The organism is Pseudomonas sp. GW456-L13 (assembly GCF_017350115.1).
Classification (GTDB): domain Bacteria; phylum Pseudomonadota; class Gammaproteobacteria; order Pseudomonadales; family Pseudomonadaceae; genus Aquipseudomonas; species Aquipseudomonas jessenii.
The window spans coordinates 506,770-531,538 of the sequence record NZ_JACNAS010000002.1; the positions used below are offsets into that span (position 1 = coordinate 506,770).

21 protein-coding genes are annotated in these 24,769 nt (G+C 62.0%); 14 read left to right on the forward strand and 7 right to left on the reverse strand.

Going from position 1 to position 24,769, the window contains the following annotated elements:
• Nucleotides 1–68: 68 nt before the first annotated feature.
• Nucleotides 69–1,313, forward strand: coding sequence for a cytosine deaminase (gene codA / locus J4D25_RS16460; RefSeq protein WP_057713996.1), 1,245 nt, complete (start codon nucleotides 69–71; stop codon nucleotides 1,311–1,313).
• A 111-nt stretch (nucleotides 1,314–1,424) separates the two neighbouring features.
• Here the strand turns inward: codA and J4D25_RS16465 are convergent, their stop codons facing one another.
• Nucleotides 1,425–2,417: a hypothetical protein gene (locus J4D25_RS16465; protein ID WP_057713995.1), complete on the reverse strand. Its 993-nt coding sequence runs from the start codon at nucleotides 2,415–2,417 to the stop codon at nucleotides 1,425–1,427.
• A 165-nt stretch (nucleotides 2,418–2,582) separates the two neighbouring features.
• Here J4D25_RS16465 and J4D25_RS16470 point away from each other — a divergent pair, with 165 nt between their 5' ends.
• Complete coding sequence (locus J4D25_RS16470; protein ID WP_057713994.1) at nucleotides 2,583–3,734, forward strand: MFS transporter; 1,152 nt, start codon at nucleotides 2,583–2,585, stop codon at nucleotides 3,732–3,734.
• 100 nt (nucleotides 3,735–3,834) lie between these two features.
• Here J4D25_RS16470 and J4D25_RS16475 read toward each other — a convergent pair whose 3' ends face one another.
• The 3 genes from J4D25_RS16475 to J4D25_RS16485 form a co-directional block, all read right to left on the reverse strand.
• Nucleotides 3,835–6,258, reverse strand: a complete 2,424-nt coding sequence (locus tag J4D25_RS16475) for a TonB-dependent receptor (RefSeq protein ID WP_057713993.1) — start codon at nucleotides 6,256–6,258, stop codon at nucleotides 3,835–3,837.
• A 98-nt stretch (nucleotides 6,259–6,356) separates the two neighbouring features.
• Nucleotides 6,357–7,340, reverse strand: coding sequence for a FecR family protein (locus J4D25_RS16480; protein ID WP_057713992.1), 984 nt, complete (start codon nucleotides 7,338–7,340; stop codon nucleotides 6,357–6,359).
• A gap of 40 nt (nucleotides 7,341–7,380) precedes the next feature.
• Nucleotides 7,381–7,881 carry a sigma-70 family RNA polymerase sigma factor gene (locus tag J4D25_RS16485; protein WP_057713991.1) on the reverse strand — a complete coding sequence of 167 codons (501 nt, stop codon included), beginning with the start codon at nucleotides 7,879–7,881 and terminating at the stop codon, nucleotides 7,381–7,383.
• Nucleotides 7,882–8,114: 233 nt separating this feature from the next.
• Between J4D25_RS16485 and tynA the strand changes: the two genes are divergently transcribed.
• Nucleotides 8,115–10,403 carry a primary-amine oxidase gene (gene tynA / locus J4D25_RS16490; RefSeq protein ID WP_057713990.1) on the forward strand — a complete coding sequence of 763 codons (2,289 nt, stop codon included), beginning with the start codon at nucleotides 8,115–8,117 and terminating at the stop codon, nucleotides 10,401–10,403.
• 131 nt (nucleotides 10,404–10,534) lie between these two features.
• Here tynA and feaR read toward each other — a convergent pair whose 3' ends face one another.
• The 3 genes from feaR to paaY form a co-directional block, all read right to left on the reverse strand.
• Entirely contained in the window at nucleotides 10,535–11,449 is a 915-nt protein-coding gene (feaR, locus tag J4D25_RS16495; RefSeq protein ID WP_057713989.1) for a transcriptional regulator FeaR, read from the reverse strand.
• Nucleotides 11,450–11,550: 101 nt separating this feature from the next.
• Nucleotides 11,551–12,474, reverse strand: a complete 924-nt coding sequence (gene paaX, locus J4D25_RS16500) for a phenylacetic acid degradation operon negative regulatory protein PaaX (RefSeq protein WP_008003007.1) — start codon at nucleotides 12,472–12,474, stop codon at nucleotides 11,551–11,553.
• A 154-nt stretch (nucleotides 12,475–12,628) separates the two neighbouring features.
• Nucleotides 12,629–13,225 carry a phenylacetic acid degradation protein PaaY gene (gene paaY, locus J4D25_RS16505; RefSeq protein ID WP_057713988.1) on the reverse strand — a complete coding sequence of 199 codons (597 nt, stop codon included), beginning with the start codon at nucleotides 13,223–13,225 and terminating at the stop codon, nucleotides 12,629–12,631.
• Between the two features lie 348 nt (nucleotides 13,226–13,573).
• Between paaY and paaF the strand changes: the two genes are divergently transcribed.
• The 11 genes from paaF (at nucleotide 13,574) to paaE (ending at nucleotide 24,623) form a co-directional block, all read left to right on the forward strand.
• Complete coding sequence (gene paaF / locus J4D25_RS16510) at nucleotides 13,574–14,347, forward strand: 2,3-dehydroadipyl-CoA hydratase PaaF (RefSeq protein ID WP_057713987.1); 774 nt, start codon at nucleotides 13,574–13,576, stop codon at nucleotides 14,345–14,347.
• A gap of 42 nt (nucleotides 14,348–14,389) precedes the next feature.
• Nucleotides 14,390–15,181, forward strand: coding sequence for a 2-(1,2-epoxy-1,2-dihydrophenyl)acetyl-CoA isomerase PaaG (paaG, locus tag J4D25_RS16515; RefSeq protein WP_057713986.1), 792 nt, complete (start codon nucleotides 14,390–14,392; stop codon nucleotides 15,179–15,181).
• A gap of 3 nt (nucleotides 15,182–15,184) precedes the next feature.
• Nucleotides 15,185–16,702 (forward strand): 3-hydroxyacyl-CoA dehydrogenase PaaH, encoded by a 1,518-nt coding sequence (gene paaH, locus J4D25_RS16520; RefSeq protein ID WP_057713985.1) that lies wholly within the window; start codon nucleotides 15,185–15,187, stop codon nucleotides 16,700–16,702.
• On the forward strand, nucleotides 16,695–17,144 hold the full coding sequence (paaI, locus tag J4D25_RS16525) for a hydroxyphenylacetyl-CoA thioesterase PaaI (protein ID WP_057713984.1): 450 nt from the start codon (nucleotides 16,695–16,697) through the stop codon (nucleotides 17,142–17,144). The genes paaH and paaI overlap by 8 nt, the downstream gene beginning before the upstream one ends.
• Nucleotides 17,137–18,348 (forward strand): 3-oxoadipyl-CoA thiolase, encoded by a 1,212-nt coding sequence (pcaF, locus tag J4D25_RS16530; RefSeq protein ID WP_057713983.1) that lies wholly within the window; start codon nucleotides 17,137–17,139, stop codon nucleotides 18,346–18,348. Before paaI ends, pcaF begins: the two co-directional genes overlap by 8 nt.
• Before the next feature lie 99 nt (nucleotides 18,349–18,447).
• The gene (gene paaK / locus J4D25_RS16535; RefSeq protein ID WP_057713982.1) at nucleotides 18,448–19,773 is read left to right on the forward strand and encodes a phenylacetate--CoA ligase PaaK; all 1,326 of its coding nucleotides are present in this window, start codon (nucleotides 18,448–18,450) and stop codon (nucleotides 19,771–19,773) included.
• A 1,149-nt stretch (nucleotides 19,774–20,922) separates the two neighbouring features.
• The gene (gene paaA, locus J4D25_RS16540; protein WP_057713980.1) at nucleotides 20,923–21,912 is read left to right on the forward strand and encodes a 1,2-phenylacetyl-CoA epoxidase subunit PaaA; all 990 of its coding nucleotides are present in this window, start codon (nucleotides 20,923–20,925) and stop codon (nucleotides 21,910–21,912) included.
• A gap of 28 nt (nucleotides 21,913–21,940) precedes the next feature.
• Nucleotides 21,941–22,222 (forward strand): 1,2-phenylacetyl-CoA epoxidase subunit PaaB, encoded by a 282-nt coding sequence (gene paaB, locus J4D25_RS16545; protein ID WP_007943393.1) that lies wholly within the window; start codon nucleotides 21,941–21,943, stop codon nucleotides 22,220–22,222.
• 8 nt (nucleotides 22,223–22,230) lie between these two features.
• The gene (gene paaC / locus J4D25_RS16550; protein WP_057713979.1) at nucleotides 22,231–22,992 is read left to right on the forward strand and encodes a 1,2-phenylacetyl-CoA epoxidase subunit PaaC; all 762 of its coding nucleotides are present in this window, start codon (nucleotides 22,231–22,233) and stop codon (nucleotides 22,990–22,992) included.
• Nucleotides 22,979–23,512 (forward strand): 1,2-phenylacetyl-CoA epoxidase subunit PaaD, encoded by a 534-nt coding sequence (paaD, locus tag J4D25_RS16555; protein WP_057713978.1) that lies wholly within the window; start codon nucleotides 22,979–22,981, stop codon nucleotides 23,510–23,512. Before paaC ends, paaD begins: the two co-directional genes overlap by 14 nt.
• Before the next feature lie 34 nt (nucleotides 23,513–23,546).
• A complete protein-coding gene (paaE, locus tag J4D25_RS16560) occupies nucleotides 23,547–24,623 on the forward strand; it encodes a 1,2-phenylacetyl-CoA epoxidase subunit PaaE (protein WP_057713977.1) in 1,077 nt (358 codons plus the stop codon).
• Nucleotides 24,624–24,769 lie beyond the last annotated feature (146 nt).

The following is a 24,769-nucleotide window of genomic DNA, read 5'->3' on the forward strand; positions in this document are numbered from 1 at the left end:
GCGGGAATCGCCGCTGGCGAGCTAACGTAAGAGTATTGCCTAAACGATTCGCCAAAAGGATCTGCCCGATGCACATCATCAATGCCCGTCTGCGCAACCAGGAAGGCCTGCATGAGTTGAACCTGGAAAACGGCCTGATCAGCAGCATCGGCCGCCAGATCGAAGCCCCGACCCTGGGCCCTGACGATCTGGATGCCGGGGGCAACCTGGTGGTACCGCCTTTTGTCGAGCCGCACATCCACCTCGACGCAACCCTGACCGCCGGCGAGCCGCGCTGGAACATGAGCGGCACGCTGTTCGAAGGCATCGAGTGCTGGGGCGAACGCAAGGCGACCATCACCCAGGAAGACACCAAGGCCCGGGCAAAGAAAACCATCCAGACCCTCGCCGCCCACGGCATCCAGCATGTGCGCACCCACGTCGACGTCACCGACCCGCAACTGACCGCGCTCAAGGCGATGCTCGAAGTACGCGAGGAAAGCCGGCACCTGGTCGACCTGCAAATCGTCGCATTCCCTCAGGAAGGCATCGAGTCCTACCGCAATGGCCGCGAATTGATGGAAGAAGCGATCCGCATGGGCGCCGACGTGGTAGGTGGCATTCCGCATTTCGAATACACCCGCGATCAGGGCGTCAGCTCGGTGAAGTTTCTCATGGACCTGGCCGAACGCAGCGGTTGCCTGGTGGATGTGCATTGCGACGAAACCGACGACCCGCATTCACGCTTTCTCGAAGTGCTCGCCGAAGAGGCCCGCAGCCGCGACATGGGCTCGCGGGTCACGGCCAGCCACACCACGGCCATGGGCTCCTACGACAACGCCTACTGCGCCAAACTGTTTCGCTTGCTCGGGCATTCGGGGATCAGCTTTGTCTCCTGCCCCACCGAAAGCATCCACCTGCAAGGTCGCTTCGACAGTTTCCCGAAACGCCGGGGCGTGACCCGGGTCAACGAGTTGCTGGAAGCAGGCATGAACGTGTGCTTCGGCCAGGACTCCATCGTCGATCCGTGGTACCCGCTGGGCAACGGCAACATTCTGCGGGTGCTCGAAGCCGGCCTGCACATCTGCCACATGCTCGGTTATCGCAACCTGCAAAGTGCGCTGGACCTGGTGACGGACAATAGCGCCAGAGCCATGAACCTCGGCGATCGCTATGGCCTGGAGCGCGGGCGGCCGGCGAACCTGCTGATTCTGTCGGCGGAGAGTGATTACGAGATGATCCGCAGCCAGGGGTTGCCGCTGTACTCGGTGCGCGATGGCAAGGTGTTGATGAAGCGGACGATGCCGGTGGTGGAGTTTAGTGGGCTGGACTGAAACTTGCGCTGACTGGACTGGCCCCATCGCGAGCAGGCTCGCTCCTACAGGTTTTGTGAACGACATAAAACCACTGTGGGAGCGAGCTTGCTCGCGAAAGCTATTTTGAAGTCAATCAATTAACCGAGCCGTACCAAACAGACTGACCCGACTCAACTCCCCCAACTCTTCCGCCAGCAAGATCGGCGCCGTGCCACCCGGCATCGTCACCTTCACCTCCCCGGCGCTGACCCAACCTGCCCGCCAGGCCGCACAGGCCACCGCGCTGGCGCTGGTCCCCGACGACGCCGTCGGCCCCTCGCCCCGCTCGAATACCCGCGCGGCGATGTGTCCTTCGGACACGCGCATTGCCCATTGCAGGTTGATTCCCGCCGGACAAGGCTTGCCTGCGCCGACCGGCATGGCGTAGGCGATTCGCGTCAGCCCCTCACCCAGCGCCGGCTCGCGCATCTGCTCGTTGCTCGGCAGGTCCTCGGCACTTTCCACCAGCGTCACGCAATGGGGATTGCCGACCCGCGCGAACTGGCTGTGCGACCACGCACTATTGAGTGCCGACAATTGTTCAACGTGGCTGAGTTCGCGACCATTGAAGATCGTCGCTTCAACCCCGTGAGCACTGACCGCCGACGGCCCGAACCCCGGCTGACCCAGATCGAGCCAAAAACCCTTCACGCCCCCGACCTCTGCGGCTTTCACTGAAGTCTGCCCCGGCGAAGGCGAATCAGCCTTGTCGTGGTGAACCCTGAGCAGACAGGCTTCGTTCTGCGGCAACAGCCCTTGATCACTGAGGGCCTGGGAAAAAATCGTCAGCCCGTTGCCACTGCGCTCGGCCAGGGTACCGTCGGTGTTGACGATCAACAGATCAAAGGGAGGCGACGACTGAAACGGTCCGACCAGCAAACCGTCGCTGCGATGATCCTTGCTACCGGACGGTTGAGTGCCTGGAGCCCAGCTGCAGCAAGCCTCGATCGCGGCCAGCGCCCAGGCTTCAAGGGTTTGCGCTGCCTGGCTGGCCTGGTCGGGCAGGTCGATGCCCTGACGGCGCAGTTCTTCGGGCGTTACCACGATGTAAATGTTGCCCCGTGCATCGTACCTCTGCGCCATGGCGCCCTCCGTGTGTCATTGGAATGGCTCAACATATCGCGAAAAACACTGGCGCTGTGCAACCATATCGCCCTGTTTGACCGTAAAACTTTCCGGGCACTGATCGAACCCTCACAGGCCGATCACTGTCCGTTGAGGACGCGACGCTTTTTGCCAAGGATTGTTATGACCAGCCTCAACAGCCAAACCACCTTCGTACCCGGGCGCCTGGAACAGATGTCCACGCGCATCGCCTTTTTCATCGCCGGGGTCGGCATCGCCGCGTGGGCACCGCTGGTGCCCTATGCCAAGGCCCGGGCCGGACTGGATGAAGGCACCCTGGGATTGTTGCTGCTGTGCCTGGGGGTAGGTTCGATCCTGGCGATGCCGCTGGCCGGGATCCTGTCCACACGTTTCGGCTGCCGGCGGGTGACGGCCGGCGGGACCCTGCTGATCTGTGCCGCCCTGCCGCTGCTGGCGACGGTGTCGTCGATTCCGGCGCTGATCGCCGCATTGTTCATGTTCGGCGCAGGGCTCGGCACCGTGGATTCGACGGTCAACCTGCAAGCGGTGATCGTCGAGCGCGCCAGCGGCAAAAACATGATGTCGGGGTTCCATGGCCTGTTCAGCCTGGGCGGGATTGTCGGCGCGGCAGGCGTCAGCGGATTGCTTGGCCTGGGGATCTCCCCTCTGGGGGCCACGCTGGTGGTGATCGTGTTGCTGCTGATCGCGCTGGCCAAGGCCGTGCCGCATCTGTTGCCCTACGGCAGCGAGAGTTCGGGGCCGGCGTTTGCCGTACCCCATGGCATCGTCCTGTTCATTGGCGGCATGTGCTTCATCGTGTTCCTCGCCGAAGGCGCTGCGCTGGACTGGAGCGCGGTGTTCCTGACACAGGAACGTGGCATCGACACCGCGTATGCGGGGCTCGGTTATGCGGCGTTTGCCTTGACCATGACGGCCGGGCGTTTGACCGGTGACAAAATCGTACGGCGGTTGGGCGCGACGCGGGTGATTGTGTCCGGCGGGCTGACCGCCGCCGCAGGTTTGTTTCTGGCGACGTTCGCACCGAGCTGGGAGGCGGCGCTGGTGGGTTATGCGTTGCTGGGTGCCGGTTGCTCGAACATTGTGCCGGTGCTGTACACCGCAGTCGGCAAGCAGACGGTCATGCCCGAAAGCATCGCCGTGCCGGCCATTACCACCTTGGGTTATGCGGGCATCCTGGCAGGTCCCGCCGTCATCGGCTTCGTCGCCCATGGCAGCAGCTTGAGTTTCGCCTTTGCCCTGATGGCGGTGTTGCTGGTGGCGGTTGCCATTGGCGGGAGAGTGTTGAAGGTCTGAATTGTGGCGAGGGGGCTTGCCCCCGTTGGGTTGCGCAGCAGCCCTAAAAGAAGGCCTGCTACGCAGTCCAACGGGGGCAAGCCCCCTCGCCACAGGTCGGTCAGAACCCGACACTGGCCTGCACAAAGAACGTGCGCGGCGCACCGACGTACATACCCGAGTTGTTGTCGCTGGAACGGGTGAAATACTGCTTGTCGAAGATGTTCTTCACCCCCGCCCCCAGTTTCAGGTTCGACACCTGCGGACCGAAGTCATAGCCGGCACGTGCGTTCCAGAGCACGTAACCCGGGATATCACCGAACTGGCCATCAGCGGTGCCTTCAGTGATGTAGTCGCCGTTGAAGCTGCCATCGGCGTTCACGCCGGTGCCCGGCGAACGCTGCTTGGACTGGGCGAACGCATCGAGGTTGTAAGTCCAGCGGTTGACGTCGTAACGCAGGCCGGCGGTGGCCACCTGGCGGGAGTAGAACGGCAGGTCACGGCCCTTGAAGCCCGGGATCTCACCTTCGTATGTGGCGCGGGTGTAGGTGAAACCGGCGTTGGCGGTCAGGCCGTCCAGCATCGGGTTCAGCGCGGCCATGTCGTAGTGCACCGAGGCTTCGATACCCTGGTGCTTGGTCGCGCCGAGGTTGGTCCAGCCCACGTCATTGCTGATGTATTGCAGTTCGTCGTCGAAGTCGATGTAGAACAGCGTCACTTCACCGCCCCACACGTCATCGTTGTAGCGCGTACCGATTTCGTAGGTCTTGGCCTTTTCCGGCTCCAGGCCGTTGGCGGGCTCATTACCGATACCGCCCTGCCCCAGCTGGAAATACTGCAGCGCGCCGAACGAGGTTTCGTAGTTGGCGAACAACTTCCAGGCATCGGACATGTGATACATCACGCTCAGGGCCGGCAGCGGCTCATTGCTCTCGATGCTGCGTTTTTTCTCCGGCACCCGTTTACCGGCGTTATCGAGTACCGGGCGATCGTGCCAATCGGTGCTGATGTGCTCGAAGCGAATGCCTGGCGTGACAGTCCAGTTGCCAACGTCAATCTTGTTGTCGACGTAGACCGAATTGGCCTCGGTTCCACCGGTACGGTCCTGATAGACATGGCCGTCCGCCCCCGGACGCACGACCGGCTCATTGTTGACCAGCGCCACACGGCTGGCCTCTTCGTGCATGGCTTCCTTGAGGTAGCGATAACCGACGCTGACTTCCTGGGTGGTCGGGCCCACATCGAAGACGTGAGACACCCGTGGTTCGATACCGTAGGTGTAGTAGGTGCGCGGGTAGGAGTTGAGTGTCTTCAGGTCACGGGAGGCGATGTTGCTGCCACGGAAACTGTCGGTGTAGTAGGTCAGCACTTCGGCCTGGGTGCGATCGTCGATCTGCCGCACCCACTTGAATGACACATCCTTGCGGCGGCCGCTGAAGCTGTCGTAGTCGCGCACGGACTGGAACGGGTCGGCGTCGTACTGCGCCTGGGTCAGGCCGCCGGGCATGTCGGCCTTGGCATCGTAGTAGTGAAAGTTGAGGCTGAAATCGTCGACATCGGTCGGCGCCCAATGGGTCTTGAGGATCACGTCGTCGATGTCGTTGCCGTTGTTGCTTTCACGGTAACCGTTGCCGTTCACGCCGGAATACAACAGCGCCACGCCCATGCCGTTGTCGGCGGTGCCGCCCATGAATGCCGTGTCGATGTGCTTCCAGCCACCGTGCTGTGAGGTTTCCAGGGTGGTGCCGATTTCCGCGGAGGCCTGTTCCGGGATCGCGCGGGTCACGAAGTTGATCACGCCGCCCACGTTTTGTGGTCCGTAGCGTACGGAACCGGCACCGCGTACCACGTCGATGCTGTCGAGGTTGCCGGAGGAAATCGGCGCCATGGACAGTTGCGGCTGACCGTAAGGAGCGAACGCCGCCGGGATGCCGTCGATCAGCACGGTGGAGCGAGGCGACAGGCGTGAAGTCAGGCCGCGCACGCCGACGTTGAGGGAAATGTCGCTGCCACCGGTACCGTTGGCGTCCTGTACCTGCACGCCCGGAACACGTTTGAGTACGTCGCCGACGTTCATCGCGCCCTGCTCGACCATGGCTTCGCGGCGGATCACGGTTCGTGCCCCGGGGTGGTTCTGCACCACGGCGGCATCGGCGTCGCCGAGCCAGTTACCGACGACCTTGATGTCAGTCACGCCCAGTTCCAGTGGACCGCTGGCCGCCGATGCTGGTGCCGGCATCAGCGTCACCGAACCTTCATCGATCTGGTATTGCAGGCCGCTGCCTTGCAGCAACTGGCGCAGCGCGTCTTCCGGGGAAAGGTTGCCATCCACCGCCGGAGCCTGCTTGCCGGCGACCAGTTCAGGGCTGAAGAACACCTGAAGCGAGGTTTGCTGGCCCAACTGACTCAGGGCCTGTCCCAAGGGTTGCGCCGGGATGCGGATGGCATCGGCGGCAAAGGCCTGGGGCAGCGCAACGTTGACCGCCAGCGCGAGGGCCAGCGGTAACCAGGGGAGTTTGTTGTTTTTAGCGGTGGAGTTTTTCACGTCGAACGTAATCCTGTGGATCGCAAGAGTGTGCGTTTGTTAATGCAAACCAGTTGCAGTTGAACAGGAAGACGATGAACTCGAAAAAAACCTGAATTTTATTTTGAAATTATTTCCTGGCTGCCATCGCCAAGGGTGCGCACGGCCACGGGGAGGATGCTCGGCAAAGCCTTGAGCAGCGCGTCGGTGTTGTCGGATTTGAACACGCTGGTCAGGCGCAGATCGCCCACCGCCGCACTGGCGACCTTGAGTGGCTTCTCGCGATAGCGCGAGACCTGCTCGGCGACATCGGCCAGGCTGGCATTGTTGAAAACCAGTTTGCCGTTGCGCCAGGCGGTCATTTCCGCCGGGTTGACGGCATAGGCGGCGGCAACTTTGCCCTGGGCATCGACGTGGGTGCCAAGGCCTGCCATCAGATTGATGAAGTCGTTATCGGCGGCGTCGCGACCTTGAACCTTGACGCTGCCCTGCTCCACCACCACCCGGGTTTCGCTGGCGCCATGACGTACGTCGAATCGGGTGCCGGTAACCGTGACCTTGCCGCTGCCCGCCGCGACCACGAAAGGCCGGCTGGTGTCATGCTCGACGCTGAACATCGCTTCGCCTTCGGTCAGCTCAACGTTGCGGCGATCCTTTTCAAAGCGCACCTGAATCCGGCTGCGACTGTCCAGATCGACCACCGAGCCATCGGGCAACGCCACCTGGCGTCGCTCATTCAGGGCCGTTGAAAACTCGGCGGTGTAAGGCGCAGGATGATTCAGGCCGCTGACCAAACCCAGGCCGAGCGCTACCGCCAACACGCTGGCAGCCACCGCGTAACGCAGCACGGGACGACGTTTTTTCAGGGCTGGCGGGGTTTCACACAGGGCTCGCAAACGCGCCGCCGGTAGCAGGTCGGCGGCGCTCCACAAGCCCTGGAGCACTTCGAATTCGTTGCGGTGCTGGGGGTGCTGCTCCAGCCAGAGTTGAAACTGACGCCGCACTTCGACATCGGCAACAGGCTCCTGCAAACGCACAAACCACTGCGCCGCGTCATCGCGAACCGCTGTTTGCCCGCACGCACAATCACGAGTATCCATCATGGAAGTTCCTGTTTGGCTGGGGAGGAGAAGGCGCGGCCGGTCATGACTGCAATCCGTCCAGGCGATCGCGCAGATGCCGAAGCGTGCGGATCATATACTTTTCCACCATGTTCTTGGACAGCCCCAGGCGTTCGGCGATTTCGGCCTGGGTCAGGCCCTCGATTTTCTGCCAGACAAACACCTTGCGGCAGTTGACCGGCAGCTCGGTGAGCGCCCGTTCGATGGAATCAGCCAGCTGGATCGCGTGCATGAAATGCTCCGGGTCGCCGGTCGGCGACTCACTGAGATCGATCGCCTCTGACTCCATGGCGCCCCGCCGGTCCTCACGCCGATAACCATCCACGGCAATGTTGCGCGCGGTCTGGTGCAAATACGCCCGGGGCTGCTGCACCACCGCCGAATCGGACTCAAGCACCCGCACGAAGGTATCGTGGGCCAGGTCCTCGGCCTGCTGACGATTCCTCAGGCGACGGGTCCAGGTGCCAACCAACTCTTCGTAATGCTCGAAAAAGCCGTGTCTGCGGGGCAGCTTGAGGGTCATTGCGGTGTGCTGTGGAGACGGGGCGCGAATAGTAATGCTTCCTATTAACTTGAAGCAATGGTTTGCGTCCGCCACACAGGGCACTTTATCCCCTTGCCATTGTGCATTTCGTCAGGAAAGCTCAATTGCGGCACGGAACCAAAGAAATATGGCAGGCATTCAAATGCAGCCATTGACTGGTTGTAACAAAGTGCAGAAATGCCCGTACCCGGCTTTCACCCAGGAATTCACACATGTTCAGCCCCAAAGCATCGCCCAAGAGAACACCGCTGGCCCGCCTCGCCCTGGCCATCACCCTGAGCACCCTCGGCCTGCCGTTCTGGGCGGGTAATGCCCAGGCCCACGGCGGTCACGCCGAAATGGTGCCGCTGCAAGCGGGTCTTGAGGAATTTGGCGCCACGGTGAAATGGGACGATTACGCCAACCTGTTCACCATTGCCAAGGACGGGGTCTACCTCAAGGTCAAGCCCGACAGCAAAGTGGCGATGCTCAACGGCAAGCGTATCGAGCTGACGGTGCCGGTGGTGTTCAAGGACCATACGGCGTTCATGTCCAAGGACTTTATCAACCAGGTGTTCCAGTCCGGGCTGGACAAGACCTTCGTCGTCGAGACCCGCCCCAACCCGCTCAACCCCCTGAGCGCAGCTGAAATCACCACGGCAGTGGACATCGTCAAGAAATCGGAAAACTACAAGCCTGGCTTCCGCTTCACCGAAGTCTCGGTCAAGGAACCGCCGAAGGATCAGGTGTGGAACTTCGCTCTGACCGGGCAGAACGTCGCCCAGCCGCGCCAGGCGAGTATCGTGGTGCTCGACGGCAAGCACGTGATCGAAGCCCAGGTCGACCTCGACACGAAAGAGCTCAAGTCCTGGAAGCCGATCGAAGGCGCCCACGGCATGGTGCTGCTGGACGATTTCGCAACGGTGCAGACCGCTGTCGAAACCAGCCCGGAATACGCCCAGGCCCTGGCCAAGCGCGGCATCAACGATGTGAAAAAGGTCGTGGCCACGCCGCTGACTGTCGGTTTCTTCGACGGCAAGGACGGCCTGGCGCAGGACAAGCGCCTGCTGAAAATCGTCAGCTACCTCAACACCGGTGACGGCAACTACTGGGCGCACCCGATTGAAGGCCTGGTGGCGATTGTCGACCTGGAACAGAAGAAGCTGATCAAGATCGAAGACGACGCGCTCATTCCGGTGCCGATGAATCCGACGCCGTATGACGGTCGCGGACGCCAGGGCGTCGCAGTCAAACCGCTGGAAATCATCGAGCCCGAGGGCAAGAACTACACCATCAGCGGCAACAGCATTCACTGGCAGAACTGGGACTTCCATGTTCGCCTCGATTCGCGGGTCGGGCCGATCCTGTCCACCGTCACCTACGACGACAAGGGCAAGAAACGCAAGATCATGTACGAAGGCTCGCTGGGCGGCATGATCGTGCCTTACGGCGACCCGGACGTCGGCTGGTACTTCAAGGCCTACCTCGACTCCGGCGACTACGGCATGGGCACCCTGACCTCGCCGATTGCCCGTGGCAAAGACGCCCCGCAAAACGCCGTGCTGCTGGACGCCACCATCGCCGACTACACCGGCACACCGACCGCAATCCCGCGCGCCATGGCGGTGTTCGAACGCTACGCCGGCCCCGAATACAAACACCAGGAAATGGGCCAGCCCAACCTCAGCACCGAGCGCCGTGAGCTGGTGGTGCGCTGGATCAGCACTGTGGGTAACTACGACTACATCTTCGACTGGGTCTTCCAGCAGAACGGGACCATCGGCATCGACGCCGGTGCCACCGGTATCGAAGCGGTCAAGGGCGTGAAATCGAAAACCATGCACGAAGACACCGCCAGGGAAGACACGCGCTACGGCACCCTGCTCGACCACAACATCGTCGGCACCACACACCAGCACATCTACAACTTCCGTCTCGATATGGACGTGGACGGCGAGCAAAATTCGCTGGTGGAAGTGAACCCGGTGGTGTTGCCCAACGACCGTGGCGGCCCGCGCACCAGCACCATGCAGACTGAAACCAAAGTGGTCGGAAACGAGCAGCAAGCGGCGCAGAAGTTCGACCCGTCGACCGTGCGCCTGCTGACCAACTTCAGCAAGGAAAACAAGGTCGGCAACCCGGTTTCCTATCAGTTGATCCCGTACGCCGGCGGCACGCACCCGGTGGCCAAGGGTGCCAACTTCGGCAAGGACGAATGGCTCTACCACCGCCTGAGTTTCATGGACAAGCAGCTGTGGGTGACGCAATACAACCCGGAGGAAAAGTACCCGGAAGGCAAATACCCGAACCGCTCGGACAAGGACTCAGGCCTGGGGCAGTTCACCCAGGACAACCACTCCATCGAGAACACCGACGACGTGGTCTGGCTGACCACTGGCACCACCCACATCGCCCGCGCCGAAGAGTGGCCGATCATGCCGACCGAATGGGTGCATGTGCTCTTGAAGCCGTGGAATTTCTTCGATGAAACGCCAACGTTGAACCTCAGCTCACCGAAATAAGGCACACGCAAAAACCTGTAGGAGCGAGCCCGCTCGCGATGGACGTCAACGATGACGCGGGCTGTCTGAATACCCGCGTTGTCCTGACGTTTTTCGCGAGCAAGCTCGCTCCTACAGGTACAGGCAAAATCTCACGCATGCCGCTTGCGATACTCCCCCGGCGCAATGCCGAAGCGCGACTTGAACGCTGTCGAGAAGTAACTCGAATCGGAAAACCCCCACGAATACCCCAGCACCGACAACTTCTCCTCCTTGCCCGATTGGCGCAGGGATTCGGCGCACAGGTCCAGGCGGCGGTTCTTGATGTAGCGCGCGACCACCAGCCCTTTCTTGGCAAACATCCGGTACAGGCCACGGGTGGACATACCGACTTCCCGCGCCAGCCATTCCGGGCACAGGTCTTCGGAGCGAATGTTTTCGTCGATGCAGGTGAGCGTCTTGCGAAAGATCCGCTCATGGGCATCGGTGCAATCGTCGGCCTGGCTGATCGCCGGGCGCAGCAGACTGACAATCGCCTCCAGGGTCGCTTCGCTTTCCTGTCGGGTCAGGTGCTGCTGGCGGGTGGCATCGAGGATCAACCGGTGCGAGAGCATCGCGATGGGCGAGGTTGCGGCAATCCGGTGGCCGCACTTGACCTGATTGAAACGCAGGGTTTGCTCGACCAGTTGATAGGGCAGGATCAGCGACAACTGCCGAGAGTTTTCGCCATAAGTGAAGTCGCTGGGCCGCGAAGCATCGATCAGCGTGATGTCGCCGGGGGACAGCAAGACCTTGTCGTCGCCTTGGGCCATGCCCGCCGTGCCGTCGAGTTGGAACACCGCAAAATACTTGCCGCCCTCGCCCGCCGCGACTTCCTGGGGCGTACGGTACAAACGCGCCTGGCACACGTCGACGAAACTGAGTTTGAGCGCATCGCTCTGGTATTCGCGGATACGTCCGGCAAATTCGCTGCCCAGGGGTTGTGCGTTGAAGGCGCCACAGATCTGGTTGATCTGATGGATCCACTGGTCGAACCCATCATGGCGCTGTGCTGTTGTGGAAATCATGTCAGGCCTCACGCAGGCTTATTTTTATTGTCTACGTCAATCCACACGACATCGGATGCTTCGAGTCTCCTGAACCGCACCACTCCCTGAACAATGACGTGCTATTTCAGTCCGCCAAAACGCCGATAGAAGCTTTCACCCACATCCGGCAACGGGCCGTCGGCCGTTTCCAGTGCGGCGTTCAGCCATTCTTCGGCCTTGGCGTAGATCAAACGGTAAATGTTGCGGCACAACTGGCGGGCGGCGCGGCCTTCCCAATCGCCGGGCAGCAACTCGTCCGGCAGTTGCGGGTCGCGCAGCAGCAGCTTGCGGTACTCGTGAATCAGCAGCACCCGCGCCAGGAAGCAGTCGGCCGGTTGCAGGTTTTCCTGCTCGCGCAGGGCTTGCCACAGCGGCCGGAACAGCTGGATGAACTCGCTGTAGTGCGCGGCCAGCTCCTCGATGTTCCAGCTCTCGCGCACCTGCAGACGCAGGGCCTTGGAGGCCAGTACGTCCTGGGCGGTGGTTTCGAAGACAATGGTGTCTTCCTGGACGCCGAGGTCGAGCAGGGTCGCATTGACGTCGGAGCGGTCGCTGCGCGGACAGGCCAACACCACCGGCGAAATCGCGCCGAAACCTTGCCACTCCAGTTCTTCACGCACCTGTTTGCGTTTGTCCTGGGTCAGCTGCGAGAGCATCACCAGACACCAGGAGCCATCCCAGGCCGGCATCGTGGTGCTGTAGACCCGCTTGAAGGCCTTGTCGAAACGCCGGCGACCGGTGCCGGTCAGGCTGTAGTAACTGCGGCGACCGACCTTCTCGGCGGTCAGCCAGCCTTCTTTGGTCAGGCGAAAAATCGAGGTGCGAATCAGCCGCTCGTTGATGCCGATGGGCTCGAGCAATTGAATCAGGCTGCCCAGCCAGACGGTGCCGCCATGGGGTTCGATGGCATCCCCGTACAACGTGATGATCAAGGAACTGGCACGGATCGGCGTCTGCTCCTGGAAGCGGGTAATCAGATGGTTCAAGGGAGTCAGGGACGACATGGGCGTTCCGTGTAAAAAAAGAAAAGGAATATACCGAATGCCGCAATCCCTGTGGGAGCGAGCTTGCTCGCGATGGCGGCCTGACATTCAACATTGATGGTGACTGACACTCCGCTATCGCGAGCAAGCTCGCTCCCACAGGGAAAAGGGGTGATCAAAAAGTACTGCCCTTGGGCCGCAACCCCCTGTCGCTGATGCGCGGGCGATCAGCTTCCGGCTCGGCCAGCGGTTCGCAGACCTGCATCTGCGTGAGGCAACGCTTGGCCAATTCCTGATACTCACGTGTGCCCGCCTGCTTCCACGCCACTTCCTGATCGCTGAGGCTGCGCTTGATGCTGGCCGGTGCGCCCATGACCAGCGACTGCTCCGGGCATTCGAAGCCGGCCTTGACGAATGCCGCCGCCGAAACGAATGAACGCGGGCCGATCCGGGCGTTGTCCATCACCACCGCATTCATGCCCACCAGCGCATCGGCGCCAATCCGGCAACCGTGCAGCACCGCACCGTGGCCGATGTGGCCATTGCGCTCGACCACGGTGTCGCTGTCGGGGAAACCGTGCATCACGCAGGTGTCCTGCAGGTTGGCGCCCTCTTCCAGCACGATCCGCCCGAAATCCCCGCGCAGGCTGGCCAGCGGACCGACATAGCAATGGGGGCCGATGATCACGTCACCGATCAATACGGCGGACGGATGCACATAAGCGCTCGGATCAACCACCGGAGTCAGGCCATCAAGGCTGTAGCAGGTCATGGAAGCTTCCTTCACAAAGCGATGCAAATAGTGACTCATTTTGTATCACATCACTTTTAACAGCACAAAGACTAAAAACCGTATCACTTGAAATACACCTTTCCGACGAATGCCAGCACGCCTCAAAAATCACTATAAAACCCAATGTTTTCTAGGCAAAACCCGCCATCAGCACCCCTTCAGCGGGAAGATTGAAAATCCAAACGCACACCAATAAGACACATTAAATCAATTTTCGTATTGCATTTACGTATCACGTTATAGCTATACTTGGGCAAAACCGGCCCCTGCGGCCGATCCAATAACGAGCCGGCACCCCGCCGAGCGTGCACCGTGAGAGCATCCGCCATGCCTCTGACCCTTGCCGTCGAATTGATCGAGCCTGGCGTCCGCCTGATTACCCTGCAGCGCCCGCAAGCCCTGAACGCCCTGACCACCGAGTTGCTGGGCGAACTGGCCGCTGAACTGAACATCGCGCAAGCCGACCCCGACACCCGCGCCGTGGTGCTCACCGGCAGCCGCAAAGCCTTCGCCGCCGGTGCCGACATCAAGGAAATGGCCGAGCGCGATCTGGTCGGCATCCTCGACGACCCGCGCCAGGCCTCGTGGCAAGCCATTACTCGCTTCAGCAAACCGCTGATCGCCGCGGTCAACGGCTTCGCCCTCGGCGGCGGCTGCGAACTGGCGATGCACGCCGACATCATTATTGCCGGCGAAGACGCCCGTTTCGGCCAGCCGGAAATCAACCTAGGGATCATGCCCGGCGCCGGTGGTACCCAACGTCTGCTGCGCGCCGTCGGCAAATCCATGGCCATGCAAATGGTGCTGACGGGCGAGTCGATCGACGCCCGTCAGGCCCAGCGCGTCGGTCTGGTCAGCGAAGTGACCCAGCCGGAATTTACCGTCGAGCGCGCCCTGCACATCGCTCACAGCATTGCGGCCAAGGCGCCACTGGCGGTGCGCCTGGCCAAGGAAGCGCTGCTCAAGGCCATGGACACCGACCTGGCCACCGGCCTGCGTTTCGAGCGTCACGCCTTCACCGTGCTGGCCGGCACCCGCGACCGCGACGAGGGCATTGCGGCCTTCCAGGAAAAGCGCTCGCCGACCTTCACCGGCCAGTAATCCGCAACGAATTCGAATGACCTCCGAGAGAACGCCAAGACCATGAACTTCGAACACATCCTGTTTTCCATCGAGGCCGGCGTCGCCCTGCTCAGCCTCAACCGGCCAGACCAGCTCAACAGCTTCAACACCCAGATGCATGGCGAAGTGAAGGAAGCGCTCAAGCAAGTGCGGCAGAACCCTGACGTGCGCGTATTGCTGCTGACCGGTGAAGGTCGCGGCTTCTGTGCCGGGCAGGACCTGAGCGACCGCAATGTCGCGCCAGGCAGCGCCGTGCCGGATCTGGGCGAGTCCATCGAGAAGTTCTACAACCCGCTGATCCGCCAGTTGCGCGACCTGCCGATGCCGGTGATCTGCGCGGTCAACGGTGTGGCCGCCGGGGCTGGCGCCAACATTCCGCTGGCCTGTGACCTGGTACTGGCGGCGCGTTCGGCCAGTTTCATCCAGGCGTTCTGCAAGATTGGCCTGATCCCTGATTCAGGCGGCACCTGGACCCTGCCGCGTCTTGTGGGCATGGCCCGGGCCAAGGCTTTGGCACTACTGGGCAACCGCCTTAGCGCCGAACAAGCCGAGCAATGGGGCTTGATTTACCAGTGTGTGGAAGACGCCGAACTGCGCGATGAAGCCCTGAAGCTGGCCCGCCACCTCGCCACACAACCGACCTACGGTCTAGCGCTGATCAAACGCAGCCTGAACGCCAGCATGAGCAACAGTTTTGACGAACAGCTCGAGCTGGAGAAAGACCTGCAACGTCTGGCCGGGCGCAGCGAGGACTACCGCGAAGGCGTCGGTGCCTTCATGGAAAAACGCACCCCAAGCTTCAAGGGACGCTGAGCCATGACCGCATTGAACACATCTGCACGCATCGCCGTGATCGGCGCCGGGGCCATGGGTGCCGGTATCGCCCAGGTCGCGGCCCAGGCCGGCCATCCGGTCTTGCTGCTGGACAATCGTCCCGGTGCAGCCGCCCAAGCGATTGAAGGCATCGACCGACAACTGGGCAAGCGAGTCGAGAACGGCAAGCTGTCGGCCGAGTCGCGCAGCGCCACCGTTGCGCGCCTGCAAGCGGTGGAAGTCATCGAAACCCTGGCCGACTGCGACCTGATCATCGAAGCCATCGTCGAGAACCTTGAGGTCAAACGCGCGCTGTTTCGCCAACTCGAAGGCATCTGCGGCGAGCACTGCATCCTGGCCAGCAACACCTCGTCGCTGTCGATCACCAGTATCGCCGCACAGCTTGATCATCCACAGCGTCTGCTCGGCCTGCACTTCTTCAACCCGGCACCGGTGATGGCGCTGGTGGAGGTTGTCTCCGGCCTGGCCAGCGATCCAGCATTGGCTGAGTGCCTGTACGACACCGCCAGGGCCTGGGGCAAAAAACCGGTGCACACCCGCTCCACACCGGGCTTCATCGTCAACCGCGTGGCCCGGCCGTTCTATGCCGAAAGCCTGCGGATGCTGCAGGAAGGCGCGGCCGACTGCCCAACCCTGGATGCGTTGATGCGCGAGGCCGGCGGCTTTGCCATGGGCGCGTTCGAACTGACCGACTTGATCGGCCATGACGTCAACTACGCCGTGACCTGCTCGGTGTTCGACGCTTATTACCAGGACACACGCTTCCTGCCGTCGCTGATCCAGAAAGAACTGGTGGATGGCGGGCGTCTGGGACGTAAAAGCGGACAGGGTTTCTACTGCTACGCCCAAGGCGCCGAACGCCCGCAAGCAGGTGAAATCAGCAGCAGCGCGAGCGTCGAGACTTGTATCGCCGAAGGTGACCTTGGCATCGCCCAGGGTTTGCTGGCGCGCTTGAGCGAGCAAGGTGTCGAAGTCATCCGGCGCGACGGCCGCGGATTGCTGCGAGTGGGTGACGCGGTGCTGGCCCTGAGCGATGGCCGCATGGCCTGCCAGCGTGCCCGGGAAGACGGGCTGCGCAACCTGATCCTGCTGGATCTGGCGTTCGATTACGGCAACGCCAAACGCATCGCTATCAGCCATGCGGCAGGCATTGATCCGCTGGCCCTCGAACAAGGCGTTGCTCTGCTGCAACGGGCCGGCCTCATGGTCAGCCTGCTCAGCGACAGCCCGGCCCTCGCCGTCCTGCGCACTGTGGCCATGCTCGCCAACGAAGCCGCCGACGCCCTGCTGCAAGGCGTGGCCTCGGCCGCCGACATCGATCTGGCCATGCGCGCCGGGGTCAATTATCCACAGGGGCCGCTGGCCTGGGCCGATGCCATTGGCCTGTCGCACATTCTTGAAACGCTGGAAAACCTGCAAGCCAGTTATGGCGAAGAACGCTACCGGCCGTCGCTGTTGCTGCGTCGCCGCGTCGCCGAAGGGAGAACATTCCATGACTAACCATGAAGCCATGACCCTGGCCAGTGAATGCGCGCAATCGCTGTTCCAGCGCGACGCCGCCAGCCAGGCCATGGGCATGCGCCTGCTCTCGGCCGGCCCCGGTTGCGCGCGAGTGGGCATGGCGGTGCGGGCCGACATGATCCAGGGTCACGGCACCTGCCACGGCGGCTACCTGTTCGCCCTCGCCGATTCGGCATTCGCCTTTGCCTGCAACAGTTACAACGAAGCCACCGTGGCCATCGGTTGCAGCATCGACTACATCGCCCCGGCGCGCCTGGGTGACACGCTGAACGCCGACTGCATCGAGCAGAGCCGTTCGGGTCGCACCGGCAACTACGACGTGCGCATCGAAAACCAGCAGGGCCAGTTGATCGCCCTGTTCCATGGCAAATCCTACAAAGTGCGCGGCCCGGTGCTGACGCAGGAGAACCCGAATGAATGACGCCCTGATCATCGACGCAGTCCGGACCCCGATTGGCCGTTACGCCGGTGTCCTGAGCAGCGTGCGCGCCGACGACCTCGGCGCGGTGCCGCTGCGCGAACTGCTGCGCCGCCACCCGCAAGTGGACTGGAACACGGTTGACGACGTGATCTACGGCTGCGCCAACCAGGCCGGCGAAGACAACCGCAACGTCGCGCGCATGTCGGCACTGCTGGCCGGGTTGCCGGTCAGCGTGCCGGGCACCACCCTCAATCGCCTGTGCGGCTCCGGGCTCGATGCCATCGGCACCGCCGCCCGCGCCATTCGCAGTGGCGAAACCGGGCTGATGCTGGTCGGTGGCGTCGAGTCCATGTCCCGCGCGCCACTGGTGATGGGCAAGGCCGAGCAGGCGTTTTCACGTACAGCCGAAGTCTTCGACACCACTATCGGCTGGCGCTTCGTCAATCCGCTGATGAAAAAGACCTACGGCATCGATTCCATGCCGGAAACGGCAGAGAATGTCGCCGAACAGTTCAACATCTCCCGCGCCGACCAGGACGCCTTCGCCTTGCGCAGCCAGCAACGCGCTGCCGCTGCCCAGGCCAGCGGGCGTCTGGCCAAAGAGATCGTCGCGGTGGAAATCCCCCAGCGCAAAGGACCGGCCAAGGTGGTCGAGCACGACGAGCACCCACGCGGCGACACTACCCTTGAGCAGCTTGCCAAACTCGGCACGCCGTTCCGCGAAGGCGGCAGCATCACCGCCGGCAACGCCTCCGGGGTCAACGACGGGGCCTGCGCGCTGTTGCTGGCCAGCCCGGAAGTCGCCAAACGCCAAGGCCTGACCGCCCGTGGCCGGGTCGTGGCCATGGCCACGGCTGGCGTTGAACCACGGATCATGGGCATCGGCCCGGTACCAGCCACCCGCAAGGTGCTGGAAGTGGCCAACCTGAGCCTGGCCGACATGGACGTGATCGAGCTCAACGAAGCCTTCGCCGCACAGGGCCTGGCGGTGCTGCGCGAACTGGGCCTGAGCGACACCGATCCGCGAGTCAACCCCAACGGCGGCGCCATCGCCCTGGGCCACCCGCTGGGCATGAGCGGCGCGCGCCTGGTCACCACCGCCCTGCATGAACTAGAAGAACGCAATGGCCGCTACGCCCTGTGCACCATGTGCATCGGTGTCGGCCAGGGGATCGCGCTGATCATCGAGCGTCTATCCCACTAAAGAATCGCGATTCCCAAGGAGCCGAGAGGTATCCTTGGGGCATGCACTCAAAGCCCTTGTGCAAAAGGGCTGGAACACAAAAACAATTCGAGTGAACACATGAACATGCCAATTGCCCAAGCCGTGCTGAACCCTGTGCTGGACCCGCTGGAAACCGCCAGCATCGACGAGCTGCGCCAGCATCAGCTGGAGCGCCTGCGCTGGAGCCTGAACCACGCCTACAACAACGTGCCGCTGTACCGTCAGCGCTTCGATGCGCTGGGCGTGCACCCGGACGACATCAAGTCCTTGGACGACCTGGCGAAATTCCCTTTCACCACCAAGTCCGACCTGCGGGACAACTACCCCTACGGCATGTTTGCCGTGCCGATGCACGACATCGTGCGCCTGCACGCATCCAGCGGCACCACCGGCAAACCGACCGTGGTCGGCTACACCCAGAATGACATCGACACCTGGGCCAACGTGGTGGCCCGCTCGATCCGCGCCGCTGGTGGCCATCGTGGCGACAAAGTGCACATTTCCTACGGCTACGGCCTGTTCACCGGCGGCCTCGGCGCGCACTACGGCGCCGAACGCCTGGGCTGTACGGTGATCCCGATGTCCGGTGGCCAGACCGAAAAACAGGTGCAGCTGATCAAGGATTTCCAGCCGGACATCATCATGGTCACGCCGTCCTACATGCTCAACATCGCCGATGAAATCGAGCGCCAGGGCATCGACCCGCACAAACTGGCCCTGCGCCTGGGCATCTTCGGCGCCGAGCCGTGGACCGCCGAACTGCGCAGCGCCATCGAGGCACGCATGGGCATCACCGCCCTGGACATCTACGGCCTCTCGGAAATCATGGGCCCGGGCGTGGCCATGGAATGCGCCGAAACCAAGGACGGCCCGACCATCTGGGAAGACCACTTCTACCCGGAAATCATCGACCCGGTCACGGGCGAAGTACTGCCGGACGGGCAGATGGGCGAACTGGTGTTCACCTCCCTGAGCAAAGAAGCCCTGCCGATGATCCGCTACCGCACCCGCGACCTGACGCGCCTGCTGCCGGGCACCGCGCGTCCCATGCGGCGCATCGACAAGATCACCGGGCGCAGCGATGACATGCTGATCATCCGCGGCGTTAACGTGTTTCCGACGCAGATCGAGGAGCAGGTTCTGAAAGTCAAACAACTTGCCGAGTGTTATGAGATTCATCTGTATCGCAATGGCAACCTGGACAGCGTTGATGTGCATGTCGAGCTCAAGGCTGAGCACCAGCACCTGGGCGATGAACAGCAGAAGGCTGTTTGCGGGGAATTGAGCCGGCATATCAAGACGTACATCGGGATCAGTTCGCGGATCGTTTTGCAGCCGTTCCATTCGATCAAGCGCTCGGAAGGCAAGGCTTGCCACGTGGTGGATAAACGTCCTAAAGCATGACTGCTGCACCCTTTATGGCCCCGCTTTTTGCGGGGCTTTTTTTTGCCAGGGCTTTACCGACTCTGGCGCCGACCACTATTACTGTGGGAGCGAGCTTGCTCGCGATGGCTTTATGTCAGGCGACATGGATTTTTGAGGGTGTACATATCCATTGCTGCGGTAACGGCCACTTAGGGTTCCGCCCTTACGGCGGGTCACTTGGAAAAGCCCCAAGTAACCAAGGGCTCTTGCCCCTTTCGTTCGGTGCCTCGCTGTGGCTCGGCATGCCCTCGCTCCGGTCCTGCTCCGTGGGCCCGCCGCCATCGGCCATCCATGGCCGGCGGCGGCTAACCCGAGGCGGCCTACCGGCCGGCCTGTTGGCTGGATTCGTTCGACTGTGATGTACCTCGTCGACTGCTAGGTCGCTATCGCGAGCAAGCTCGCTCCCACAGGTATCGAGTACATCTGCAAGATTTCGGTCGGCTGGCAGGCCGCTATCGCGAGCAGGCTCGCTCCTACAGTTGATCCGGGTAGGTCTGCAAGAAATTGGTCGGCTGGCAGGCCGCCTTCGCGGGCAAGCCCGCTCCCACAGGGGTTGGGGACATCTGCAAAAACCAGGTCGGCTGTCAGGCCGCCATCGCGAGCAAGCTCGCTCCCACAGAAGAGCAAAGGCAGATCGGCGTACACAAACGCTCTTCACCACTCATCAGGCCGAGCGTTAGCTCGCCTGCAGCTCTTGATCTTGATCTTGATCCACCCGCCCCCTCGGAAGGCTGAGTGGAGGCGTTCATCCGGGGATTGGCGCGCAGCGCCGTTCGACGCAGTCGAACACATTGCATGTAGGTGCAGCGAAGCAAACCGGAGGGCAATGCCCCCGGATGAATGCCGGAGCGAAGGAACGCCGAGCCTTAGCGAGGGGCCGGACGCTCGGGGCGAGCCTTTTTTTGCTTACTTTTTTTTGGCGCTTGAAAAAAAAGTGAGTCGCCGTAAGGGCGAAACCGCCAGTGGCCGTTACCAAAGAAATGGATATGTACGCCGACCTCCCTCCCCATTCATCCCAAAGCGATACAAAAAACAATTACGACACGTCATTTTGTGTTTGATATTAAATTCTGTATCGCTTATAAAGTTCTCCATGCCCCAGAACAGATTCAAGGCGGGAACTCAAAAATGTACGCACAGCTCGTAGAAACAGGCGTCAAGCGCATAAAAGACCTCTCGGAAATGTCCGAACAGGAACGCGCCTTCCAGGAAAAAATCGATTCAGAAATCAAGATCGAAGCCAAGAACTGGATGCCAGATGCCTACCGCCAGACCCTGATCCGGCAAATTTCCCAGCACGCCCACTCCGAAATCGTCGGCATGCTGCCCGAAGGCAACTGGGTCACCCGCGCGCCAAGCCTCAAACGCAAACTGCAACTGATGGCCAAGATCCAGGACGAAGCCGGCCACGGCCTCTACCTGTACAGCGCCATGGAAACCCTGGGCGCCGACCGCGATGAAGAAATCGCCAAGCTGCACAGCGGCAAGGCCAAGTACTCGAGCATCTTCAATTACCCGACGCTGAACTGGGCCGACATGGGCGCGGTGGGCTGGCTGGTGGATGGCGCGGCGATCGTCAACCAGGTGGTGCTGCAGCGCACCTCCTACGGCCCGTATTCCCGGGCGATGATCCGCATCTGCAAGGAAGAGAGTTTCCACCAGCGCCAGGGCTACGAAATCCTCCTGACCATGATGCGCCACGGTAACCAGGCGCAAAAAGACATGGTCCAGGACGCGATCAACCGCCTGTGGTGGCCGTCGCTGATGATGTTTGGCCCAAGCGATGAACATTCGCCGAACAGCGCGCAATCCATGGCCTGGAAAATCAAGCGCCAGAGCAACGACGAACTGCGCCAGCGCTTCATCGACCAGACCATCCCGCAGCTTGAGCTATTGGGCTGCACCTGCCCCGACCCGGACCTGAAGTGGAACGCCGAACGCGGCCACTACGACTTCGGCGAAATCCAGTGGAACGAATTCTACGAAGTGCTCAAGGGCAACGGCCCGTGCAACCAGGAGCGCGTCGCCACCCGCCGCAAGGCGATTGAAGACGGCGCCTGGGTTCGTGAAGCCGCCGTCGCCCACGCCCGCAAAAAACAAAACAAGAACGCCGCCTGATCCGGCCACCTGATGTGGAGTAACTGAAATGTCCGAGTGGACCCTCTTCGAAGTCTTCGTGCGCAGCAAGCACGGTCTGAACCACAAGCATGTCGGTAGCGTGCACGCCGCCGACACCACCATGGCCATCGAAAACGCGCGCGAGCTCTACACCCGTCGCAGCGAAGGCGTGAGCCTGTGGGTCGTGCCTTCGGCGTTGATCACCGCTTCGTCGCCGGATGAAAAAGACCCGCTGTTCGATCCGTCGGACGACAAGGTCTACCGCCACGCCAGCTTCTACGAGCTGCCGGCCGAAGTCGGGCACATGTGAGGTCGACCATGAATAACAAGACCGATCTGATCGAATACCTGCTGCGCCTCGGCGACAGCGCCCTGATCCAGGGCCAGCGCCTGTGCCAATGGTGCGGCAAGGCCCCGGCGCTGGAAGAAGAACTGGCGCTGATGAACGTCGGCCTCGACCTGGTGGGCCAGGCGCGCAACTGGCTGGAGTACGCCGCCGAACTGCTGGACGACGGCCGTGATGCCGATCACCTGGCGTTTCGTCGCGACGAGCGCGCCTATCGCAACCTGCTGCTGGTGGAACAACCCAACGGCGACTTCGCGATAACCATGCTCAAGCAGTTCCTCTATGACGCCTGGCATTTGCCGGTGCTGCAGGGCCTGAGCCAGTCCAGCGACGAGCGCATTGCCGGGATTGCCGCCAAAGCGGTAAAGGAAGTGACTTATCACCTGCGCCGCTCCGGCGAATGGATCGAGCGTATGGGCGACGGCACCGAGGAAAGCAATCGGCGCATGCTCGCCGCGATTCCAGAGGTCTGGCGCTTCACCGTTGAACTGATCGCCGCCGATGACAGCGAACAGCGTCTGTGCGCCGCCGGCATCACCCCGGACATCGCCAGCGTCGCCACCCAGTGGCAGACAAAGGTCGAGCAGATCTTCACCAGCGCCACCCTGCCCGTTCCAGCGGCGCCGAGCTATTTCTACCTGAATGCACGCAAGGGCCTGCACACCGAACACTTAGGGATTCTGCTGGCCGAAATGCAGTGCCTGCCACGAGCGTACCCCGATGCAACCTGGTGAGCTGATCGCCAGCGACCTCGGCGCCCGGCCGGCTCAACCGACCGACCTGGCTGCCGCGTGGGCGATTCTGGCAGAGGTCATGGACCCGGAAGTGCCAGTGGTCAGCGTGGTCGACCTGGGCATCGTCCGCGATCTCGACTGGCAGGCCGGTCACCTTCACGTGGTGGTCACGCCGACCTACTCCGGTTGCCCGGCCACCGAAGTGATCGAAAGCGACATCCGCGAAGCCCTGGAACTCGCCGGATTCAAGGCGCCGCAACTGGAGCGCAAGTTGACCCCGGCCTGGACCACAGACTGGATCAGCGACAGCGGCCGCGAACGCCTGCGCGCTTACGGCATCGCGCCGCCCGAGGGCAGCACCAGCAAGCGCAGCCTGCTCGGCGAGAACCCGCAGGTTGTGTGCCCGCAATGCGGCAGCGCCCACACCGAGGTCCTCAGCGAGTTCGGTTCCACCGCCTGCAAGGCCCTGTACCGCTGCGTCGATTGCCGGGAACCGTTCGACTATTTCAAGTGCATCTGAGCGGCGAATCGGCCGTCCCAGCTGGAGAACAACAATGAGCAAATTTCACAGCCTGACCATCAAGGACGTGCGCGCCGAGACCCGTGACGCGGTGTCCATCGCCTTCGAGATTCCGCAGGACCTGCAAGACAGCTTCCACTTCACCCAGGGCCAGCACCTGGTGATGCGCACCCAACTGGACGGCGAAGAAGTACGCCGCTCCTACTCGATCTGCACCGGGGTCAACGACGGTGAGCTGCGCATCGCCGTCAAGCGTGTTACCGGCGGACGCTTCTCGGCATTTGCCAACGAACAGCTGAAAGCCGGGCACACCCTGGAAGTCATGCCGCCCGCCGGGCATTTCTGCGTCGAACTCGATCCGGCGCGCCATGGCAATTACCTGGCCGTGGCGGCAGGCAGCGGCATCACGCCGATTCTGTCGATCATCAAGACCACCCTGGAAACCGAGCCCCACAGCCGCGTCACCCTGCTGTACGGCAACCGCTCAAGCTCCGGTGCGCTGTTCCGCGAACAGCTCGAAGACCTGAAAAACCGCTACCTGCAACGCCTGAACCTGATCTTCGTGTTCAGCCGCGAGCAGCAGGATGTCGACCTGTACAACGGCCGGATCAACGCCGAGAAATGCGAGCAACTGTTCAGCCGCTGGCTCGATATCAAAGCCCTCGACGCAGCATTCATCTGCGGCCCGCAGGAAATGACCGAGACCGTGCGCGACAGCCTCAAGGCCAAGGGCATGGCGCCCGAGCGCATTCACTTCGAACTATTCGCCGCCGCCGGCAGCCAGCAAAAACGCGAAGCCCGTGAGGCGGCGCGCCAAGTGGATTCAGCGGTCAGCCAGATCACCGTCATCAGCGATGGCCGCGCCCTGGCGTTCGACCTGCCGCGCAACAGCCAGAGCATTCTCGATGCGGGCAACGCCCAAGGGGCCGAACTGCCCTACTCGTGCAAGGCCGGCGTGTGCTCGACCTGCAAGTGCAAGGTCATCGAAGGTGAAGTGGAAATGGACAGCAACCACGCCCTGGAAGACTACGAAGTGGCCGCCGGCTACGTGCTGTCGTGCCAGGCCTTCCCGATCAGCGACAAGGTGGTGCTGGATTTCGATCAGCTCTGATATCCGCCTCACGCAAAACCCTGTGGGAGCGAGCTTGCTCGCGATAGCGGTGGGTCAGCCACCATCAATGCTGAATGTAATGGCCTCATCGCGAGCGAGCTCGCTCCCACAGGGGGCCGGTGATTCGGCACGAATACAACGTTTCA

Coding starts and splice junctions, on each gene's coding strand:
- codA (WP_057713996.1), top strand. CDS start 69: ATGCACATCATCAATGCCCGTCTGCGCAACCAGGAAGGCCTGCATGAG.
- J4D25_RS16465 (WP_057713995.1), bottom strand. CDS start 2,417: ATGGCGCAGAGGTACGATGCACGGGGCAACATTTACATCGTGGTAACG.
- J4D25_RS16470 (WP_057713994.1), top strand. CDS start 2,583: ATGACCAGCCTCAACAGCCAAACCACCTTCGTACCCGGGCGCCTGGAA.
- J4D25_RS16480 (WP_057713992.1), bottom strand. CDS start 7,340: ATGATGGATACTCGTGATTGTGCGTGCGGGCAAACAGCGGTTCGCGAT.
- J4D25_RS16485 (WP_057713991.1), bottom strand. CDS start 7,881: ATGACCCTCAAGCTGCCCCGCAGACACGGCTTTTTCGAGCATTACGAA.
- tynA (WP_057713990.1), top strand. CDS start 8,115: ATGTTCAGCCCCAAAGCATCGCCCAAGAGAACACCGCTGGCCCGCCTC.
- feaR (WP_057713989.1), bottom strand. CDS start 11,449: ATGATTTCCACAACAGCACAGCGCCATGATGGGTTCGACCAGTGGATC.
- paaX (WP_008003007.1), bottom strand. CDS start 12,474: ATGTCGTCCCTGACTCCCTTGAACCATCTGATTACCCGCTTCCAGGAG.
- paaY (WP_057713988.1), bottom strand. CDS start 13,225: ATGACCTGCTACAGCCTTGATGGCCTGACTCCGGTGGTTGATCCGAGC.
- paaF (WP_057713987.1), top strand. CDS start 13,574: ATGCCTCTGACCCTTGCCGTCGAATTGATCGAGCCTGGCGTCCGCCTG.
- paaG (WP_057713986.1), top strand. CDS start 14,390: ATGAACTTCGAACACATCCTGTTTTCCATCGAGGCCGGCGTCGCCCTG.
- paaH (WP_057713985.1), top strand. CDS start 15,185: ATGACCGCATTGAACACATCTGCACGCATCGCCGTGATCGGCGCCGGG.
- paaI (WP_057713984.1), top strand. CDS start 16,695: ATGACTAACCATGAAGCCATGACCCTGGCCAGTGAATGCGCGCAATCG.
- pcaF (WP_057713983.1), top strand. CDS start 17,137: ATGAATGACGCCCTGATCATCGACGCAGTCCGGACCCCGATTGGCCGT.
- paaK (WP_057713982.1), top strand. CDS start 18,448: ATGAACATGCCAATTGCCCAAGCCGTGCTGAACCCTGTGCTGGACCCG.
- paaA (WP_057713980.1), top strand. CDS start 20,923: ATGTACGCACAGCTCGTAGAAACAGGCGTCAAGCGCATAAAAGACCTC.
- paaB (WP_007943393.1), top strand. CDS start 21,941: ATGTCCGAGTGGACCCTCTTCGAAGTCTTCGTGCGCAGCAAGCACGGT.
- paaC (WP_057713979.1), top strand. CDS start 22,231: ATGAATAACAAGACCGATCTGATCGAATACCTGCTGCGCCTCGGCGAC.
- paaD (WP_057713978.1), top strand. CDS start 22,979: ATGCAACCTGGTGAGCTGATCGCCAGCGACCTCGGCGCCCGGCCGGCT.
- paaE (WP_057713977.1), top strand. CDS start 23,547: ATGAGCAAATTTCACAGCCTGACCATCAAGGACGTGCGCGCCGAGACC.